Origin of the sequence: Zhongshania antarctica, from assembly GCF_014202945.1 — a bacterium.
Classification (GTDB): Bacteria; Pseudomonadota; Gammaproteobacteria; order Pseudomonadales; family Spongiibacteraceae; genus Spongiibacter; species Spongiibacter antarcticus.
In genome coordinates this window covers 96475-115131 of record NZ_JACHHW010000001.1, presented here as the reverse complement: position 1 = coordinate 115131, position 18657 = coordinate 96475, and the positions used below count along the sequence as shown (strand labels likewise).

At 50.4% G+C, this 18657-nt stretch carries 16 protein-coding genes; 11 read left to right on the top strand and 5 right to left on the bottom strand.

All coding sequences use genetic code 11. The features are described 5' to 3' along the window. The first annotated feature begins 32 nt into the window (after positions 1-32). The 3 genes from HNQ57_RS00515 to HNQ57_RS00505 are packed head-to-tail and all read left to right on the top strand — an operon-like array spanning position 33 to position 3986. A complete protein-coding gene (locus HNQ57_RS00515; protein WP_226968266.1) occupies positions 33-2078 on the top strand; it encodes a DUF3604 domain-containing protein in 2046 nt (681 codons plus the stop codon). Then, positions 2075-2998 (top strand): peptidyl-prolyl cis-trans isomerase, encoded by a 924-nt coding sequence (locus HNQ57_RS00510; RefSeq protein WP_184460685.1) that lies wholly within the window; start codon positions 2075-2077, stop codon positions 2996-2998. Before HNQ57_RS00515 ends, HNQ57_RS00510 begins: the two co-directional genes overlap by 4 nt. Next, complete coding sequence (locus tag HNQ57_RS00505; protein ID WP_184460684.1) at positions 2985-3986, top strand: HupE/UreJ family protein; 1002 nt, start codon at positions 2985-2987, stop codon at positions 3984-3986. The genes HNQ57_RS00510 and HNQ57_RS00505 overlap by 14 nt, the downstream gene beginning before the upstream one ends. Here HNQ57_RS00505 and HNQ57_RS00500 read toward each other — a convergent pair. After that, positions 3980-4795, bottom strand: a complete 816-nt coding sequence (locus tag HNQ57_RS00500) for a hypothetical protein (protein ID WP_184460683.1) — start codon at positions 4793-4795, stop codon at positions 3980-3982. The two genes, HNQ57_RS00505 and HNQ57_RS00500, sit on opposite strands and share 7 nt — an antisense overlap. Positions 4796-4862: 67 nt before the next feature. On the opposite strand from HNQ57_RS00500, the gene HNQ57_RS00495 reads away from it, so the two are divergent. Both HNQ57_RS00495 and HNQ57_RS00490 read left to right on the top strand, forming a co-directional pair. Continuing rightward, on the top strand, positions 4863-5654 hold the full coding sequence (locus tag HNQ57_RS00495; protein ID WP_184460682.1) for an alpha/beta fold hydrolase: 792 nt from the start codon (positions 4863-4865) through the stop codon (positions 5652-5654). Between the two features lie 69 nt (positions 5655-5723). Continuing rightward, positions 5724-6590: a DUF2971 domain-containing protein gene (locus tag HNQ57_RS00490; protein ID WP_184460681.1), complete on the top strand. Its 867-nt coding sequence runs from the start codon at positions 5724-5726 to the stop codon at positions 6588-6590. A gap of 15 nt (positions 6591-6605) precedes the next feature. Here the strand turns inward: HNQ57_RS00490 and HNQ57_RS00485 are convergent, their stop codons facing one another. Then, on the bottom strand, positions 6606-8207 hold the full coding sequence (locus HNQ57_RS00485) for a GMC family oxidoreductase (protein WP_184460680.1): 1602 nt from the start codon (positions 8205-8207) through the stop codon (positions 6606-6608). A gap of 114 nt (positions 8208-8321) precedes the next feature. Beyond that, positions 8322-9092, bottom strand: a complete 771-nt coding sequence (gene truC, locus HNQ57_RS00480) for a tRNA pseudouridine(65) synthase TruC (RefSeq protein ID WP_184460679.1) — start codon at positions 9090-9092, stop codon at positions 8322-8324. A 174-nt stretch (positions 9093-9266) separates the two neighbouring features. Here truC and HNQ57_RS00475 point away from each other — a divergent pair, with 174 nt between their 5' ends. Then, positions 9267-9785: an SRPBCC family protein gene (locus HNQ57_RS00475; protein WP_184460678.1), complete on the top strand. Its 519-nt coding sequence runs from the start codon at positions 9267-9269 to the stop codon at positions 9783-9785. A 22-nt stretch (positions 9786-9807) separates the two neighbouring features. Here the strand turns inward: HNQ57_RS00475 and HNQ57_RS00470 are convergent, their stop codons facing one another. Both HNQ57_RS00470 and HNQ57_RS00465 read right to left on the bottom strand, forming a co-directional pair. After that, entirely contained in the window at positions 9808-10377 is a 570-nt protein-coding gene (locus tag HNQ57_RS00470) for a YtfJ family protein (RefSeq protein ID WP_184460677.1), read from the bottom strand. A gap of 126 nt (positions 10378-10503) precedes the next feature. Continuing rightward, on the bottom strand, positions 10504-10917 hold the full coding sequence (locus tag HNQ57_RS00465) for a secondary thiamine-phosphate synthase enzyme YjbQ (RefSeq protein WP_184460676.1): 414 nt from the start codon (positions 10915-10917) through the stop codon (positions 10504-10506). Positions 10918-11124: 207 nt separating this feature from the next. On the opposite strand from HNQ57_RS00465, the gene HNQ57_RS00460 reads away from it, so the two are divergent. From HNQ57_RS00460 to HNQ57_RS00440, 5 genes are read left to right on the top strand one after another with little or no spacing between them, the layout of a single operon-like run. After that, the gene (locus HNQ57_RS00460; protein ID WP_184460675.1) at positions 11125-11838 is read left to right on the top strand and encodes a TetR/AcrR family transcriptional regulator; all 714 of its coding nucleotides are present in this window, start codon (positions 11125-11127) and stop codon (positions 11836-11838) included. A gap of 41 nt (positions 11839-11879) precedes the next feature. After that, positions 11880-14231: a TonB-dependent receptor gene (locus tag HNQ57_RS00455; RefSeq protein ID WP_184460674.1), complete on the top strand. Its 2352-nt coding sequence runs from the start codon at positions 11880-11882 to the stop codon at positions 14229-14231. Between the two features lie 2 nt (positions 14232-14233). Next, positions 14234-15760, top strand: a complete 1527-nt coding sequence (locus HNQ57_RS00450) for a M28 family peptidase (RefSeq protein ID WP_184460673.1) — start codon at positions 14234-14236, stop codon at positions 15758-15760. A gap of 1 nt (position 15761) precedes the next feature. Continuing rightward, complete coding sequence (locus HNQ57_RS00445) at positions 15762-17297, top strand: carboxylesterase family protein (protein WP_184460672.1); 1536 nt, start codon at positions 15762-15764, stop codon at positions 17295-17297. Beyond that, positions 17288-18631, top strand: coding sequence for a serine hydrolase domain-containing protein (locus HNQ57_RS00440; RefSeq protein ID WP_184460671.1), 1344 nt, complete (start codon positions 17288-17290; stop codon positions 18629-18631). Before HNQ57_RS00445 ends, HNQ57_RS00440 begins: the two co-directional genes overlap by 10 nt. The last annotated feature ends 26 nt before the right edge of the window (positions 18632-18657 follow it).

Sequence of the window (18657 nt, the reverse complement as noted above, 5' to 3'; positions counted from 1 at the left end):
GATCATGGCTTCATCGTGTAGTCATGGGGATAATGCCTGAACTCATAAAAATGGAATTATTGCCGATGCGAGTTTTATTGCTAGCGCTTCTGCGTCTGTGGAACTGTAAAAAAACGCTTATTGCCCTGGTCACACTGTTATCTGCGAGCGTGGTCAGCGGTCAGCCACTGACGGGCCAGTTGCGTGATGCAGAGCCATATCAAGAGCAGCGCGAGCCCTGCACTCAGCAATACCCGCTAGGTAAAGTCCTTTTTGGTGACACTCACGTGCACACCAAATTCTCTCTAGACGCCAGTACCCAGGGTACTCGGACCTCGCCCGCAGATGCATACCATTTTGCCCGTGGCGCGGCGATTGGTGTTCAGCCGTGGACCGCAGATGGGCAGCCGTTACGTACCTTGCAATTAGATCGTCCTCTCGATTTTGCCGTGGTAACCGATCACGCTGAGCTATTTGGTGAAGTGGAAATTTGTAGCGACCCAGCGTTGGCTGGCCACGGCAGTTGGCAATGTAAGCTTTTTCGTCACTATCCGCGCGCCGCGTTTTTTATATTTAATACACAGGCTTCTCTTGCTGGCCGTTTAGGCTTCTGCGGCAAGGATGGTGAGCGCTGTCGCCAGGCCGGTTTGCGTCCGTGGCAAGAAATTCAGCAGGCTGCCGAAAATGCCTATGATCGCAGCAGTGATTGTGAATTTACCAGCTTTGTTGCCTATGAGTGGACTGGCGCGTCGGCGAATCTCGCCAACTTACATCGCAATATTATTTTTAAGAACGAACAAGTACCGGCACTGCCCTTAAGCTTTATTGATACGCCATCGGCGCCACTGCTCTGGGACGGTTTGGATCGTGATTGCGTTAATGCTGGCACTGGCTGCGAGGTGTTAGTCATCCCCCATAACTCGAATTTAAGTGACGGCTATATGTTTAGCACAGTCAGGGATGATGGCTCTGCGATAACAGCGGCCGACGCGGCGCAACGCCAGCGGCTTGAGCGCTTAGTTGAAATTATGCAGCATAAGGGCAGTTCAGAGTGCTTTTATAACCCCCTTAGTAGTGCCGATGAATTGTGTGGCTTTGAGCAGCTACCGTACAGCCGCTTCTCTGGTAAGTTTGTGCCATTCCTCCGTGAGGAGGCTACAGAAAAGTCGGGCTTTGTTCGCGATGTTTTAAAGGAGGGGATGGCCCAAGAGCAGCGCCTGGGGGTGAATCCATTTAAATTGGGCTTTATTGCCAGCTCAGATACTCATATCAGCGCGCCAGGCGCGGTTAATGAGAAGGGGTTTTTAGGTCACGGCGGCGCTGGGGTGCCGGCTGGCGCCCAGCTGCCCGAAGGCTTGCCCGATGATTTGGAATTTAATCCCGGTGGCTTAGCCGCAGTTTGGGCGACGGAGAACAGTCGAGAGAGTATTTTTTCAGCCATGCAACGCCGAGAAACTTACGCCACCAGTGGCCCTCGTATTGAATTACGGTTTTTTGGTGGCTGGCAGTTGCCTGCTGATATGTGTGAACAGCAAGATTACGTAGCGAGTGGTTATGAGCACGGCGTTGCCATGGGCGGTGATTTACTACCACCGCCAGCGCACAGTAACGACGCGCCGGTTTTTTCAGTATTTGCTCGCATGGACCCAGGCACCACGAGCCAGCCGGGCATGCCATTAAAAACAGTTCAAATTATCAAGGTTAGTGTTGGCCCAGACGGTGAGAGCAGCGAGCAGGTTATTGATGTTGCCAGTAGTGGTGCTGCTGAGGTCGGTGTTGACTTGGCAACATGCAAAACCTATGGCAAAGGCGCGCCACAACTCTGCGCTCATTGGCAGGACCCCAATTTTAATCCCGCCCAGCGCGCATATTATTATACGCGGGTTTTGGAAAACCCGAGTTGCCGATGGAGTCAGCAGCTGTGTGTTGCCGCAGCGGTCGATTGCCAGCAGCCAGAGACGATTAAAGCGGGTTTCGAGTCTTGTTGCAGCGCAGAACATCGGCCAATTATTCAGGAGCGCGCCTGGAGTTCGCCAATATGGTACGGCCCGGCAGCTGTGCAAGTGGATTCTCAAACCCCTGAGTCTACCCAGCAGTGACTCGCTTGCTTCGCGCCAAGTTATTCCACTTTATTGTGCTTGGCATCGTGCTATACGGGGTTGATGAGCTTTACTCGCGGTATCTGCAGCGGGAGTTAGTTTGCCCATCGAAAATTGAAATCGACTCGATGGCGGCAAAGTGGGCTCAGCAAAATCGTCAGCCAATGACCGATAAATTACGGCAGGCACTCAGACAGAGCGCAATGGACGAGCAAATGTTTTTTCGCGAAGCTCTGATTAAGGGTCTGCACAAAGGTGATGAAGTTATTGTTCAGCGTCTTCTGCGCGATGCGGAATTTCTCGGTATTGACGGGGATCGTGCAGATCAAATCGAAACGGTATTGGCCATGGGTTTGCTCGACAGCGATGAAGTCATTCGTCGGCGCTTAATTCAGTTGTTGGAGCATCGCGTCATCGCAGATACACAAGGGCCAGAACCGAGCGAACACGCCTTAAAACGATTGTATGACGATAATCCTGCAATCAGTACTAAACCTTCGCGCTACAGTTTTCAGCAGCGGTTTTATTCTGGAGATACGCCTTTAGCGAAAATGCGTGCAGAGCAGGCACTGAGCAATCTTAATGGCGAGGAATTGCCCGCGAGCGCAGATGTATTTCTTAGCGGTGAGTTATTTAATCAATTAACTACTCGTGAAATTAATGCGATATTCGGCGCTGATTTTTGGCCTGATACGAACTCGGCGATGAGCTTAGGTCAGTGGTTTGGCCCAGTGAAGTCGGTCTATGGCTGGCACCTCATTAAGTGGCAGGCGTATTTCCCTGGTGGGGCTAAGGATTTTGCCGCAGTGCGTCTAGAGCTGAATCTACTGTGGCAGCGCGAGCAGCAGCGTCGCGGCTGGCAGGCCTATGTAACGAAATTGCGTGGGCAGTATCGGGTGTTATGCAATGACGAGGTTTAAGTTTTTTTGCATCCTAATCTGCCTTAGCAGTTTTGCGCAGGCACATAATTTCGCTCCCTCACTACTGGAATTGCGTGAGCAGCCCGGCGGGGTAGTTGAGTTGCTGTGGCGCACGCCGCTTCAATCGCTTAAACAACCAATGCCTGTCCTACCAGCTGATTGCCGATCACTTGGTGGTGTGGAACAAGGTATTCGCGGTAGCGCTACTGAATATAGGTATTCCGTTGTGTGTGGGGTGCTCACGCATAGCGCCGGCGTTTCAATTGCTGGTCTAAGTGAATCGAAAACAGCGGCCTTATTGCGGTGGTATGGCATCGGTGGCGGTCAGCAGCAGGTGTTGCTGCGCAGCGATGACGATTATTTTATTCCTCGGTCTAACGTCGGTTGGTCGCAGGGTTTGCTGCAGTTTGGTGGTCTCGGCTTTAATCATATTTTGGTTGGCAGCGATCATTTGTTATTTGTGCTTGGTTTGCTGATGTTGGCCAGTGGTTTCAGGCCTTTGTTGTTATTGGTTACTAGCTTTACGCTTGGACACAGTATTAGTTTAGCCTTGGTGAGCTTGGGTATTATTCCGTACGCACCAACTTTGGCAGAAAGTCTTATAGCACTGAGTGTGCTACTCATGGCGTGTTATTTGGCCGAGCGACGCCAGCGGCAACGGTCTCTCGTGAGTATGAACATATTGGTGGCTGGCTTTGGCTTATTGCATGGTTTGGGTTTTGCCGGTGTATTGAGTGAACTGCTCGACGGCGGGGTGGGCCTTGTGCCCGCATTGCTGGGCTTTAATTTAGGGATTGAACTTGGGCAGCTGCTGTTTATTATTGGCGTTCTGGGCGTGATGTGGGTATTGCGCCGTTGTTTGCGGCCACAGTGGATTGACGGGCTACGATGGGCGGCAATATACGCGATGGGCTCAGTGTCAGTATTCTGGTTAGTAGGGCGCGGCGTCGCTGTTGCCGACGCCGCCTTGAATATTGGAATCTACTGAGCTGTAGCGGCTTCGTTCGCTTCTGCTGCTGGCCGCGCCTTTCCTGGGTAGCGCTTCATCGTGATTAATGGGTGAAAAGCGAGCTCAATGCCTTCTTCAATATTGCTTGACCGGCTCAATATTTTCTTGCGGCGTACAAAGCTCTTTTGCGACTTGCGGGAGTCGATACTGTGTAGAGTATCTATACCGCCGCGGCTAGAAAACAAGGGTTTGCCGTCGGTGGTGTAAATGGTCACCATAAGCGTGGCGCCTTTAATGATTTGTGTCCAATTGAAGTCTGTAGGCACACTTGACGTCGGGCCTTCGGTTGCCGGTTCCCGGCTTACGCCGTACCAGCGCGCATAGTGTTTCATGCCGGGGCTGTGCTGAATGTCATGTTCAAGCAGGTCGGTGAAGATAACGGCGTCGATGTCTTTGTGCTCTTTTAGGCTTTGCAGTGTTGCTGCCATAACTTGTTGCCAAGCAACCCGATCAACCTTACCTGTGGTCGGGTCATAAAAGTTGCCGAAGCTAAGCAGGGCCTGACGCCAAGCATTATCAAATAAGTGGCTAGGTGCAAAGCGGTAGCCGTTGCTCTCAAGATAGTCCACAACGTGATTGTCGACTTTATCTACGCTGTCACGCAAGATCGAGCGCGTGGGTTCGCCACTAACATTGACCGTTGCCAGTATGACTTTTTTTAAGGGCTTTTGTTTGAGATCATCGCGACTGATAAAATAATCGTAGGTCGTCGGGTTGTAATCTGTTGAACTACAGCCTGTGCTGACGACAGCACCGACCAATACTAAAATGAGAAAAGTTAATCGCACAGTAACACCTTTTTATTTGAAAGCCTGTGCATTCTAGCAACCGCTATAGATGAAGAGAAGCGAACATATGCCCAGGGTTCTTAGTTTACATACTGAAGTGAGCGGTGACGGCGCTTTCCCCGTAATTTTATTGCACGGTTTATTTGGTTCGGCCAGTAATTTAATGGCTGTTGCTCGCAGTTTAGCGGCGGACTATAAAGTTATTCGCATGGATTTACGCAATCACGGTAAGTCGCCACACAGCGATATTATGGATATACCGACCATGGCTGAAGACGTGCTGGCCACTATGGACACCTTAGGAATCCAGCAAGCCCATATTCTCGGTCATTCTCTCGGCGGTAAAGTGGCGATGCAAGTGGCGGTAACGGCGCCGGACAGGGTCAGTCGCTTGGTTGTTGCCGATATTGCCCCCGTACGCTACGGGCGTGGGCATGACGAAATCATCACAGCCCTATTAGGAATGGACTTGAGGGCTCTGCGCAGTCGCGAACAGGCCGATAATTTATTGCAGAACGCTGTTCCGGAGCTGGCTATTAGGCAGTTTCTCTTAAAGAATATAGTGCGCGACGGCAAAGATGCGTGGGCGTGGCGGATGAATCTGCCGGTGATTGCCGACTGCTATGACAACCTACGTGACGCACCGAGTGCTGAACCCTTTGCAGGCCCCACGCTGTTTATCCGCGGTGAACTGTCTAAGTATATTCGCGACGAGAATCGCGTGCCGATGCAGCGCCAATTCCCGCAAATGGCCTTACTTACCATCGCCGGGGCTGGGCATTGGCTTCACGCCGAGTTTCCGCAGATTTTTAACGCGATGGTCGCCGACTTTTTGGCTGCGGACAATGCCCAGGTGTAAAGCGCCTTTAATCAACTGCTGGCAGTCTATACTTACACGTAAATACGCGGTGAATAACGGGGGAGGGTTATGATTAGCAGGATAACCGAGGCACTATTTTCGGAACAGCCTCAGGAAACACTTTATCACTACACTTCCTTAAGCGGCGTTTTGGGTATTGTTGGCAGTCGCACTCTGTGGGCCAGTGATATTCGATATATGAATGACTCGGCGGAACTGCGCCACACTGCCGATTTGGTGGAGCGTGAAGTGGCTGAGCGTATTAATAGCGGCCACAGTCGCCCGCATTTACTTACCAGTTTTTTAGACTGGGTGAAAAACCGCATCACTAACGGTCATATTCTGTTTGGGGCGTCGTTTCGGGCTAATGGCAATTTGCTGAGTCAGTGGCGGGGTTATAGCGCCATCGGCAAGGGGGCTAGTCTGGGGTTTAACCCTGAAACCGTAAGCCGCTGTGCTCAGGTGCAGGAATTTCGCATGGGGCGCTGTATTTATGATCGCCACACGCAACAAAAATTAATCGCCCAAGTGCTCGATGCCGTTGAGGTGTTAGCGATAGAGATTGATGATGGTGTGGAGCGCGATGTATACCACGAACTCTTTGAGCATTTAGAAAGCGATTTACTGCGGTTGGCGGCCATTCTCAAACACCCTTCATTTGAAGAGGAGCAAGAGTGGCGTTTGGTGTCGCCAGTTGTTCCCGATTATCGTCAAGCGGCGGTTAGCTTTCGCGAGGGGCGGAGCATGTTAGTGCCGTATATGAGCTTTGCCTTAGCGTTAGAAGACCATGAGCCGGTCGCGCTCGATCACGTGTTTCTCGGCCCAACACCAAATATCAGCTTGTCGATGAACTCCATGAAAATGTGTTTGGCTAAGCACGGCATTCGGCCGGTGCGAGGTATCGAATATTGCCAGATACCCTACCGGCAGAATTAAAGCCAACAGACCTTACTAGTCGCCACTTAAAATAAAGTCTGCGCAACGCTCGCCAATGAGCACTGCAGTGGCATTGGTGTTGCCGGAGATCAAGGTCGGCATAATAGAGGCATCGGCAACCCGCAAGCCCCTTACGCCATGTACTTTTAGACGGTCGTCGACGACGGCCATGGGGTCGCTGCCCATTTTACAGGTGCCTACGGGGTGGTAGACCGATTCACCCGTATTGCGAATGAATTCTAATATCTCTTCATCGCTTTGTATCTCCGGTCCAGGAATTAGCTCGTCCCGACGATTTGCGGCAAACACCGGCGCCTCAAAAATAGCTCGGGTTTTACGCACGGCGGCGATCATTTTCTGGCGGTCTTCGTCTTCGGCCAAGTAATTATGCAGTAGCGCCGGGGCATCGCGCGCGTCGTTGCTGCGGATATGTACCCAGCCACGGCTTTTGGGTCGCAAATAGCAAACGGTGGCAGTAGTACCTGGCACGGTTATCATTCGACCTTTTTCATCTTGGGTGCCCGCAGCTGGGGTGAAGTGAATCTGAGCATCTGGCCGGTTTAAGGCGGGATCCGTCTTAAAAAATACACCGACTTGAGACGCGGGGTGAATCAGCATGCCGCTGCGTTTAAAAATCAGTTTAGCGAAGGTTTTTATCATCGCCAGCGGGCGGCTGTCTTCGTAGAATGTTTTTAAGCCAACAAAAGCGCGCTGGGTATTAACGGTGAGGTGGTCTTGCAAATTTTCGCCAACCCCAGGCAGGGCAACAGTGACCTTAATGCTGCGTTGTTGCAATAATTCAGGATTGCCAATCCCCGACAGCTCTAATAATTGCGGCGAATTGATTGTGCCACCGCAGAGGATGATTTCGGCGCGGCAGCGGGCCGTTATTTCTTTATTGTTTTGCAGATAACGCAACGCCGTGGCTTTATTGCCTTGAAACTCAATGCGGCTCGCGAGGGCACGGGTTTCAATCTGCAAATTAGGACGTTTCAGTATGGGTTTTAAATAGGTTTTGGCGCAACTTTGGCGTAGGCCGTTGCGAATATTAACCTGAAAATACCCCGCACCTTCCTGGCTGGCGCCATTGAAATCAGTGTTGTGGGGAATACCCGACTCTACCGCAGCCTGGATGTACATTTCCGCCAAGTCGTATTTGTCAGTGACATTGTCGACCCAGAGCTGGCCGTCTTTGCCGTGATACTCGTCCTCGCCATTATTATTGTGTTCGCAGCGTTTAAAAATCGGTAACAAATCATCGTAGCCCCAGCCGCGATTGCCAAGCTCAGCCCAGTGATCGTAATCTTCCCGCTGGCCGCGAATATACACCATGCCGTTAATAGAGCTCGAACCGCCAAGCAATTTGCCCCTAGGCTGATCAATGCGGCGTTGATTCATATGGGGCTCGGCTTCACTTTGATAACACCAGCTAAAGTCTGGATTTTTCATGGTGAAGGCAAAGCCGAGAGGGATGTGCACCATAGGGTGAGTGTCCTTGCCTCCCGCTTCGAGTAATAAGACTTTGTGTTTTGGGTTTTCTGATAATCGATTGGCTAGGGCGCAACCGGCCGAGCCTGCACCCACAATGATGTAATCGTAATAGTTCGTTATGCTCATTTAGCTTGCACCTGTCTTGCCCTTATTGCGTGGGAGTCATAGCTCGGTACGCTGGGCGGTAAGCGATATTGTTCCCATATGCCTAGCTTACGGCGAAAGTTTCATGCATGTAAGTTATAATTTAGTAACCTTTTCGGCTTGCCATTCGGTGGTGAAACTGTCCTCCCAGCTAAAGCGCTTAATGAGTCCGGTGAAATGGTGATCTAGTGGTGCTTGCAGCTGTATTTCCTGTTTGCTTAGCGGGTGAATAAAGCGTAACTGCAATGCGTGAAGTAGAAGGCGTGGACAGTCGAGCTGCTCCGCAAAGTAACGATTATGACGCCCGCGGCCGTGCTTGGCGTCACCAATAATTGGGTGCGATATATGCTTGAAGTGGCGACGTAGCTGGTGGCGACGACCGGTCATAGGCTGGGCGAGGACGAGGGAATAGCGCGACTGGGGGTAGGTTTCAATGTGGGCGTCAAGTTCGTACGTCGCTAGGCGCCGGAAGTTGGTGACGGCGTCTTGCGGTGCTGCAGGTTTGCTGCGGGCAATGCGCTTATCGGGTTCTTCCGTCAGCGGGTAATCGATGTGGCCCGCGTCGGGGCAGTAGCCACGCAGCACCGCGAGGTAGGATTTCTCGACCTCGTGAGCCTGAAACGCTTGCGCGAGTTGGTTTGCGATGTCTGAGTTTAACGCAAACAGTAATACCCCTGAGGTTGGCTTGTCTAAGCGGTGTGCAGGGTAAACATATTGGCCGATCTGATCCCGAAGCATTTGAATGGCAAAGCGTGTTTCGTGGCGGTCAATGGGGCTACGATGAACCAGTAGCCCCGTGGGTTTATTGATGGCGACGATATTTTCATCTTGGTACAAAATCGACAATGTTTCGGGCGATGTGCTCATTGCTTTACCTTATGGCCGTAGATGAAGACTTTGTCATATTCATCATCATTGCTTGTTTGAGTTTTACTCGCGGTGTTAGATTTCGGCTTAGCAATTGATTGGGCATCGTTCATATCTGCTGCTTGTGTCTGGTTTTGGATCAGACTTACATCCATTTTCAATTGGAGACGTTGCGTGGCAAAGAAATACCCGTGTAAAACAGTCGACATGACTTTTTTCGATACGGCCCCATTCCGCTATGTGGCGGAGGTTGTGGTTCGTGCTAGTGCTGCTGATGTGTTTTCTTCCTTTGAGAATGCTGACGACTGGCCGCGCTGGGCGATGCCGATACTCAACGTGGAGTGGACCGCGCCGCAGCCGTTTGGCATTGGCACCACACGCACGGTGACGATGGTGGGCAATCTAGTTGGCTACGAAGAGTTTATCGCGTGGGAGCGTGGCCGCGAAATGGCATTTTGCTTCACACATGCCAGTGAAGACAATATTGAATCTTTTGCCGAACGCTATCAGGTTGAAGAACTCGATAACAACAGCTGTAAGGTTAAATGGACAATGGCTATGCGTCCAAAGGGCTTTAGTCGATATTTTTTGCCAGTTTTCAGCCCGGTTATGCACCTTGGGGTGAAATTAATGCTGCGTAAATTTGCTAAGTTAGTGGAAGGCCGCCAGTGCTTCGGCAGCCCTAAAAAATAGCTATTTCGCAGAGGCGCCAGCGTTACTTGCTGGCAATCCGAGAAATTTCGGTATTGAGTAAGGCCATAATGGTGTCTATATCTTTGCGGCCAAGCTTGCCTTCTTTTAAGTAGCGAATTTTCCCGTTCGCATCGAGCAGTATTACCGCCACGCTGCTTTCTTTTAATTGCCAGGCTTTACGCCCACGGCTAGCGTCATCGGCGACCAGCACAGCTTCAGGGTGGGCACGTTTATTTTTCTCCATTTCACTACTGACCATGCCGGAGGTACCCCACATGGCGTCCTCGATATTGATCACGCTGATGGACTGAAAGCTGCCGGGAGTGAAATCTCGTTCCTCTAAGCGCGTGCGCAGTGGTGCGATAATACTGTCCGAGGACATCCGTGCAGCAAGATGAAAAATTAAGGCTGGCGAGCCACGTTGAATGCTGGCGGTAGACCAGCTTTTGTAATCGACTTTCGATTTATTTAAGACCAGTTCGCCTTTTGAGGGAATACTGACATCGGCAAGTGTGCCGCCTAGTTCAAGGGCGTAGCTGTTAATACTGCCCAGAAGCGCCAATCCTAATAAGTATTTTTTTAAACGCAACATTTAGAGTTTCCTGTGGTGTCTGTAAATCAGAAATTTTGCCAAGAATAGCATAGCGATCTCAAAAGAATGATGACGCTTAGTTCATAGTCTAGGCTGCGGAGATTAACCCTCACTGAACAATGGCGTTTACGAATTGCTTAAATGCATGACGAGATTGCGCTCACTGGCGGCGTGGCGATGCTCCCAGAGGTAAATTCCCTGCCAGCTGCCGAGGGCAAGTTGACCGTTGATAATTGGGATGGCGACGGAGCTCGCAGTCAATGCAGCTTTAATATGGGCTGGCATATCGTCGGGGCCTTCAAGGGTGTGGGTGTAAAGGGGGTCGTTCTCTGGCACCAGTCGATTAAGCCAGCGCTCTAAATCAATGCGCGCGCTGTCGTCGTAGTTCTCTTGAATGAGCAAGCTAGCTGAGGTGTGCTGAATAAACAGTGTGCATAAGCCATCTTGTCCCCGGAAGCGTCGCGCGATGCTCTGGCTCACAACCGAAGTAATACTGTGTAGGCCTTGGCCCGTAACTGAAAAGGAGAGATGTTCAATCATGATTTCGCTGCGCCTTTTTCGCTTTTTTGCCGTGTCGCTGTGGGCAGTATATCGAGCTTAAACCGATGTTCTATAAGAAAATAATGAGATTTAGCGCCGTTTAGCCCGCGGCAGCAGCACTATTCGGTGCTTGACAATAAGTAAACGAGGTCATAAATTATAAATAACCACGTGGTTATAAATACTATAATATCATCAGTTGGGCCTATGAACGCGTCAAAAAAGCCGTCTACGAAAATTGCGGGCAGACCCAAAAAAGTCACGCATCAGCAAATTATCGATGCGGCGCTTTTTACGATGGAGCAAGAAGGTTTTAAAAGTTTGAGTTTGCGCGCGTTAGCGCGGCAACTCGGAATCAATCACGCAACCTTGTATAACTATGTTGACAATATTGAGGCCGTCGAGCGGGATGCTTTAAGTGCATTAATGAAGCGAATCCCCGTTCCTGATAAAAACAATCCTCAGCCACTTCGTCAGCAGCTTATTGAACATTTACTCGCTGTGCGGAAAACTCAGATTGTCTACCCCAAATTTTGTCACGCACCGGCGGGCACCTCGGCTTGGAAAATACACATGCGTTGCCTCGTGCGAGTGCAGCAAGCGTGTTGTGAAAATGATGAGCAGCTAGAAGATGTCGCCATCGCCTATAACGCCCTAATTGGTTTGATTGCGACTAATGCGGAACGGACCCGTACCACTGGCCGTACAGTGCCAATTCAGGCCGATATCGAGGCAATTGCCGCGTTGCCACGCGATGAGTTTGAACCACTTTTTAGGCCGCTGGTACAAAATGGCAAATATTCATTGCGCATCTCGTCATTTGTTCATCGGCTCGACTATTTAATTAGCTGCCTAATTCCCCATTTACCGCCAATCGATGACGAGCTGCTAATTTCAATGCAAGCCCTAGTAAGTGAATAAAGCTAGATGTAAACCCAAAAAAATAAAAGAGTGGCACCATTATGAAAAACTTTCCTGGAAGGAAAATAATTGCCTTGCTTACGAGCAGCATGCTTGTAAGTGCGACTGCTAGCGCGGCAGACGAAGTGCAGAAGTCGTCTACGCATGCTGCTAAAAGTAAGAATCATCGAGTGCTAGAAGAGGTTATCGTTACTGCCACTAAGCGCGAGAAGTCCATGCGCGATTTGCCCGCGTCGATGGCCGCGATTAGCGGTGAAAATATGGAGTCCCAGGGGATTCTCAGTATTAATGACATGCTCGAACAAACCCCCGGTGTCACAGCGAATGCCGCGCGGCCGGGCGATCAGCGAATTGTCATGCGGGGGATCTCCACAAGCTCGTCGCCCAATAGCACCGTGCCTTACCCGGTAGGTATATTTATCGGTGACACAGCGCTCAATGAGCCCTATGCGGCCAGTATTACACCGGACTTATCTGCCTTTGATCTCGCGGCAGTAGAAGTACTTAAAGGCCCCCAAGGGACGCTGTTTGGTGGCGCGGCATTATCTGGGGTCTTGCGCTATCGCTTGAATGACGCGCTGCCTAATGAATTTCAAGCGCGCTATTTCGCACAATATATCTCACCAAAGGACGGTTCCGAAGCGTTAACCCAAGGTATTGTCGTCAACGCGCCGCTGCTTGGTGAAGATGGCGATCTCGGTATTAGATTGACCTATATTACGAGAGAGTATCCCGGTGTCACCGACGATATTCGCCCAGAACAAGCGCAGAAAGATGTTAATAGTGGCGAGGGCGAACAAATTCGTGTTGGTGTGACCTGGGAGCCTAGTGAAGAATGGCAATTAAAATTCACCTATCTTGATCAAGATTATAATGCTGAAAATGGATTGATCATCGCCGATTCACGGGAAGGCCCGCGAGAAACCGAGGGCTCACTTATTCCGTGGCCCAACAAGCATCGGTTTGCACTTTATAATCTTGGTATACAGTACACCGCTGAAAAATTTGAGGTGATCTCATCGACCTCAAGAACGGAAAAAGAGCGTTTTAATATTATTGACTCCTATGGTGGTATTGCTGGAATTCCACCTGCGGGGGCGCCAGACGCGCTGGCTATACCTTTTGAAACAGATCAAGAATCAACCTCCTTTCAACAAGAGCTTAGAATTCAATCAGTGGGTGGTGAGAAACTAGAATGGCTCTTGGGAGCGTATTACCTCCGCTCACCAATTCGTTATGCCTTAGTGCTGAATTCACAGGCGCTCAATATGGCTTCGGGTAGCTACGAAGAATTAACGAATGCCGTTAATGCGACCGCGAATGCGTTCGGATTAGGCGCGATAACGGCAGAAACCTTAGCATCTTTAGGGCTTGATGCCGGTAATGTGGCTTGTGAACTCGCGGTATTGTGTGCTGAAACCAACGCCTTAGCCAAGGAACAAGCGTTGTTTTTCGATTTAACGTGGTATCCATGGCAATTTTTGGAAATTTCGGCAGGCGCACGAGTTTACCAGACCACGGTCGCGGGAGGGTTTGTCGGCCAGGGCGTTGGTGCCCGCGCAGTGAATAACGGTATGTCTCCTGCTAACTTAACAACCACTATTGAGGAGGAGGGCATCAACCCTAAGTTCTCTGTAACCTACCGCTTTAGCGATGACCATTCAGTTTATTTCTTGGCAAACAAGGGTTTTAGGTTTGGCGGCATTCAGAATATTCCGGAGAGCGAATTGGAAAATGTGCCGGGCACCTATAAATCAGATTTTATTTGGAATTATGAATTAGGCGCGCGCTCAAGCTGGTTTGACAATCGCTTGGAGTTTGACGTAACGGCTTTCCATATCGATTACACAGACGCCTTAGTTGTATTGAAAAACGCCATCCAAATTAATTATTACGACAATGTTGGCACCGCCGAAAGCGACGGATTTGAAGCTAATTTACGTTGGTTAACGCCAATTCCTGGGGTTGTACTAACAGTGAGCGGCGGCACCGTCGATGCTAAAACTACTGAAGACTTCCAAGCGGGACGAGACACTGTGCCTGCAGGTAAACCCTTGCCGGGATCCGCGGACTATCAGTACAGTGGCAATCTCGCTTTCTTTGGCTCGCCAGATTGGCTGGTCAATGTTTCTGGATTGATTGGCTATACCTATGTGGGTGAAACATATAATGACATTGCCAACGACGATATTGTTAACGATTACGGTACCTATAATTTCAGCTTAAATCTCTCGCTGCCATCGCTTACGGGAAATCCCAAACTCGCGCTGAATGTCCTTAATATCACCGATGAAACAGCCGCGGTTAGCTTGATAAATACACCTTCAGCAAACGATTTTGCGATTCTTAATGCGCCGCGAACCATTAGCGCCCGCGTTAGCTTGGAGTTCTAGTCATGGCCCTGCGTTTCAAATTCATCACAATGCTGTTGGTTTATGTGACGTCAATGAGCTTCGTGAATGCCGATACAGCGTGGCCAATGGAGGCTTTGCCTGCTTCTGCGGCAACCGCACTTGATCCTGCGCAATTTGTGTCGATAGATCAGCACCGAGACTGGCAATTAGACCTCGATGCTCGCGGCCTACGCGCCGCAGGCAGCGTTGCCCATGAGGCGTATATTGATGAGTTGCAAAAGCGTTTACAGCGCGCCGGGGTAGATCGCATTTATCGCGAACCAGTCGAACTCAATCAATGGTTGGCCGACAGCTGGGGCTTGGAGCTAATGGGTGCGCAAGGCGCAGTGTCATTACCAACAGCAGCTTATCTCCCGTATTCTGGATCGACGTCCGCGAGCGGCGTCGTTGGTAAGCTCAAACTCATTAGCGCAGATGCACGTTATGGTGAGGGTGAGCTTGCTGGGAAGATTGTACTGCTATCCCTCAAAAAGCCAGAATCTACCTTGGCGGTTTTTGAGAGTGCCGCGTGGCGTCGTTATGATCCTGCGCTCAGTGTTCACGCTGACACGCCATATCAGCGCAGCTATTTTGCATTGAGTACTCTCGCTAAAAAACTAGATATGCTCCACCGCGCTGGGGCCAGCGCGGCTATCATCGGTCTCGATGAGCCGAGCAATAATGCCCTCGGGATGTATGCGCCCTACGATGCTATCAATCGAAATGTGCCTGCACTATATGTTGACCAAGACACGGCTAAGTACCTAGCCAATATGGCCAATGGGGATGTTGAGCTTCGTCTCACTTTAGAGGCACGCATTGCCAAGGTTAACAGTAGTAATTTGATTGGCATTATACCGGGTCAATCTGACGAGCTCGTGGTGCTCAATAGTCATACCGATGGGCCTAACGGCATCGAGGATAATGGTCCAAACGTGATTGTCGGCATGGCGCAATACCTTGCGCGACTACCGAGGGCCGCGTTACCGCGCAGCGTTATGATTTTGCTAAGCTCAGGTCACTTTGCCGGCGCGCAAGGCGGGCAGAGCTTTATTGATCAGCACCTACACGATGGCACCCTGGAACGTATTGCAGCGGTGCTATGTCTGGAGCATTTAGGGGCCGAGGAATGGGTGGCTGGGCCGGGTGGCCGCTGGACGCCAACGGGACGCCCAGAACCGTACTGGTTCTTTATGCCAAATATTCCGCCGTTGATTGCCGCCGCAGAAGTCGCCTTAAAGCGTGCCGACGCAGCTCCCGCTTTTATTCGGCCGCCAACACGGCCGGAAGGCAAGGGCCTGTTCCATGACCATGTGTGGCCGGGAGAAGGGCAGGTCTTTTGGGGGCGTAGTCGCATTCCCACCGCAAATTATATTGCTGGTCCCAACTACTTGTTTAATTGGGGTGTCAGTACCGCAGACAAAGTTAATTATCAGCGCCTGTTTCGCGAAACGATTGCCTTCACTGAAATGACACTAACACTCGCAGCTACCCCAATGGCTGATCTTCGTACGCCAGAGAAAAATTAAAATGATCAAGCGAATATTCATTGCGTTGATAGTTATTGCCTGCGCTCAGCTCGCCAGCGCCTCAACGGCAGAGATTAGCTCGGGTGTCATTGCGGGTAAGCGCAACGGACATATAGACCAATATTTAGGGGTGCCCTACGCCGCGCCACCTATTGGTGAGTTACGCTGGCGCGCGCCACAGCCGGTTGCATCGTGGCCGGGTATTAGGCCGGCATTGGCGCCTGCCAGCCCCTGCGCGCAAATAGGCTCCTTTTATAGCACCGACAACGAAGCGAGCTTCGATAAGCCATATGGCTCAGAAGATTGCTTGTATCTAAACATCTGGGCGCCGGTGTCGCCAAAAGGATTACTACCGGTATTGGTGTTTTTCCACGGCGGTTCAGGAATCGTTGGCGACTCCGCACATCCTTTATATAACGGTCAGCGCTTGGCAGAGGAGGCAAATGCGGTTGTTGTTACGGCTAATTATCGCCTTGGCGTTTTTGGCTCATTACAAAGTCCCTCTCTCCATACTGGCGATCCTGCAGAAGATTCCGGCAGCTATTTTCTGCTAGATATGATTCGCGTGCTCGATTGGCTTAGTGAAAACTGCTCGGCGTTCGGCTGCGATAGCAAGGCGATCACGATATCAGGGCAATCTGCAGGTGCGGTCTCGGTGCTTGCGCTACTGCGGTCACCGCTGGCAAAGGGCAAGTTTCAGGGGGCAATAAGCTTTTCGGGCTTGCCATTTTCAGCATCTACGGAGACTGCTCTAAAGCGAACCGATAAATTACTTAGTAATCTCTCGTCACAGAATCTGGAGTTTGCCGTTGACAGCGAAGGCGTCGATCGCTTTGCGGCGAACGCGACTACGCAAATGCGAGATTATTTATATCAGCTCTCGACAAGGGATTTGCTTAATGCCTCTGGCTTTGGGCTGTCGCCAGCTATAGTAGCGGATGGCACGGTGCTGTCGAGCGTTGAGACGCCGGACAAACCCGTCGCTAAGGCCCTAAGCCGCGTTCCGTTAATGATCGGCGGTACCAAGGATGAGATGACCACGCTCACACCGATAAAAGGTTTTGGCCGGAGTGCCGAGAAAATCTGGCCACTGGTGAACGGCGAGCCCCGCGACAAAACGATTAATCAACAATTGGGCTTTTTGTCAGGGCTTGTGCGGGATGTTCGGGTTGGCTTCGCTAATCTATTTGTAAAAAAGCGAGTGAAGAAATACAGCAAACAATATGCAAAGCAGCTTCCCGCTGTTTACCTATACCAGTTTGCCTGGGCTAACTACCCGGAGCCCTGGCGCTCTGAAATGGGGGCGTTTCACGGCTTAGATATTCCGTTTATATTTGGCAATTTTATTGACGACCATAAAATTTATATGCGCTTTGCCTGGACAGAAGAGAATAAAAAGCAGCGAGAAGCATTGCATAGCGAAATTGTGCAGAATATTTATGGTTTTCTTCGCAAAACAATGCCGAGTAATAGAGACGCGGATAATTACTTATGGGAGCCTTTAAATGGCAGGGAGAATATCCATATATGGAAATAATAGCGTCAATGAATTATGCATTTGCGCGGTGGCTTGTAGCTATCGTAATACTGATTGCTAATACACCAGGTGCATACGCTGACCAGCCTGATAATGAAATATGGCCAGTTGCTGTCGCTAAAAATGGCTTTTCGCTAAGTCAGTGCGACACGGTTTTAGCGGACTTTGCACCGATAAAACTTGCCTTAGGCAAAAATCAGGCACTTTATACCTATTTAAATATGGCGCAATTTTTTCCGCATCAGCAGGTTTCTCGCACGGGGGAAGTGAAGTCCCTAGTGAAGAAATTGCGGCATAAGCTAGGAAAGGTAAGGGTAGTGACGGAACTCGGAAATTTGAGCTTCCAGGAAATGATTGCTCATCCGAAAAGTCGGGTGCAGGGCATTATTGTTTTACACCAAGGGAATATTGTTTTTGAATCGTATCCCGGTATGCGTGCAAGTGATAGCCACCTTTGGTGGTCCTTGGCGAAAGTCATCACCGGACTCATTGTTGAGCAGCTTATTCATGAAAAGAAATTAGACCCGACCCAGAAAATTGCACACTATTTGCCCGAATTTTCTGCAAGCGCATGGGCGGAGATTTCGGTCCAGAATATTCTTGATATGGCCAGCGGTATCGACGCGGTAGATACCGCTAAAGATTATGTCGACCCTTCATCAGGTATTGGTAGGCTTATCAGCGCGGAAGGTATCTTGGCGTCCACTACGGGCCAAACAACAATTGCGCACAATCAAGCATTAAAACTAATGGATTCACATGCTGAACCCGGTTTGCGCTACGAGTATTCGTCGGCAAACACCAATATATTGGCATTACTCATTGAAGCTCTTAGCAATAAGCGATATGCCGATGTTGTTCAAGAGCGAGTATGGTCCAAAATAGGTGCAGAAGCTGACGCTTTGCTGGGTCTAAGCCCCGATGGTCGCGCAATCGCACACGGTATGTTTGCATCACGGCTTCGTGATCTCGGCCGCTTTGGCTTGCTGTATACGCCGGCGGGACGTGATGAAGCGACGCTACCTGGGGCTGTACTGAATAAAATTACAGATCTCAAAAGCAATCCACACTATCAAAATGCGCCAGAAGCGGCTGAGAATGCCTTAAGTAAACTAGGCGAGCGGCCGGTTAATGCCCTTTCGCAATGGGATGCGCTGTTCAGTGATGGCGATCTATTTAAATCCGGGTTTGACGGCCAGGCGCTGTATGTTTCACCCTCTCGCGATGTAGTTATCGCTATGTTCTCAACGTCAAAGAACAAAAGTGCTTATGCTTACTTGCGAGCTATTGCGAAGCAATTCCCCTTAAACGCGGCGCGCCCCAAGTCAGGCTAATCGAGACCAAGACTGAGTGCGGCGAG

Bases quoted from the DNA above. Each gene is read 5' to 3' on its own strand.
- HNQ57_RS00515 (WP_226968266.1), top strand. From the start codon at position 33: ATGCCTGAACTCATAAAAATGGAATTATTGCCGATGCGAGTTTTATTG.
- HNQ57_RS00505 (WP_184460684.1), top strand. From the start codon at position 2,985: ATGACGAGGTTTAAGTTTTTTTGCATCCTAATCTGCCTTAGCAGTTTT.
- HNQ57_RS00495 (WP_184460682.1), top strand. From the start codon at position 4,863: ATGCCCAGGGTTCTTAGTTTACATACTGAAGTGAGCGGTGACGGCGCT.
- HNQ57_RS00490 (WP_184460681.1), top strand. From the start codon at position 5,724: ATGATTAGCAGGATAACCGAGGCACTATTTTCGGAACAGCCTCAGGAA.
- HNQ57_RS00485 (WP_184460680.1), bottom strand. From the start codon at position 8,207: ATGAGCATAACGAACTATTACGATTACATCATTGTGGGTGCAGGCTCG.
- truC (WP_184460679.1), bottom strand. From the start codon at position 9,092: ATGAGCACATCGCCCGAAACATTGTCGATTTTGTACCAAGATGAAAAT.
- HNQ57_RS00470 (WP_184460677.1), bottom strand. From the start codon at position 10,377: ATGTTGCGTTTAAAAAAATACTTATTAGGATTGGCGCTTCTGGGCAGT.
- HNQ57_RS00465 (WP_184460676.1), bottom strand. From the start codon at position 10,917: ATGATTGAACATCTCTCCTTTTCAGTTACGGGCCAAGGCCTACACAGT.
- HNQ57_RS00460 (WP_184460675.1), top strand. From the start codon at position 11,125: ATGAACGCGTCAAAAAAGCCGTCTACGAAAATTGCGGGCAGACCCAAA.
- HNQ57_RS00455 (WP_184460674.1), top strand. From the start codon at position 11,880: ATGAAAAACTTTCCTGGAAGGAAAATAATTGCCTTGCTTACGAGCAGC.
- HNQ57_RS00450 (WP_184460673.1), top strand. From the start codon at position 14,234: ATGGCCCTGCGTTTCAAATTCATCACAATGCTGTTGGTTTATGTGACG.
- HNQ57_RS00445 (WP_184460672.1), top strand. From the start codon at position 15,762: ATGATCAAGCGAATATTCATTGCGTTGATAGTTATTGCCTGCGCTCAG.
- HNQ57_RS00440 (WP_184460671.1), top strand. From the start codon at position 17,288: ATGGAAATAATAGCGTCAATGAATTATGCATTTGCGCGGTGGCTTGTA.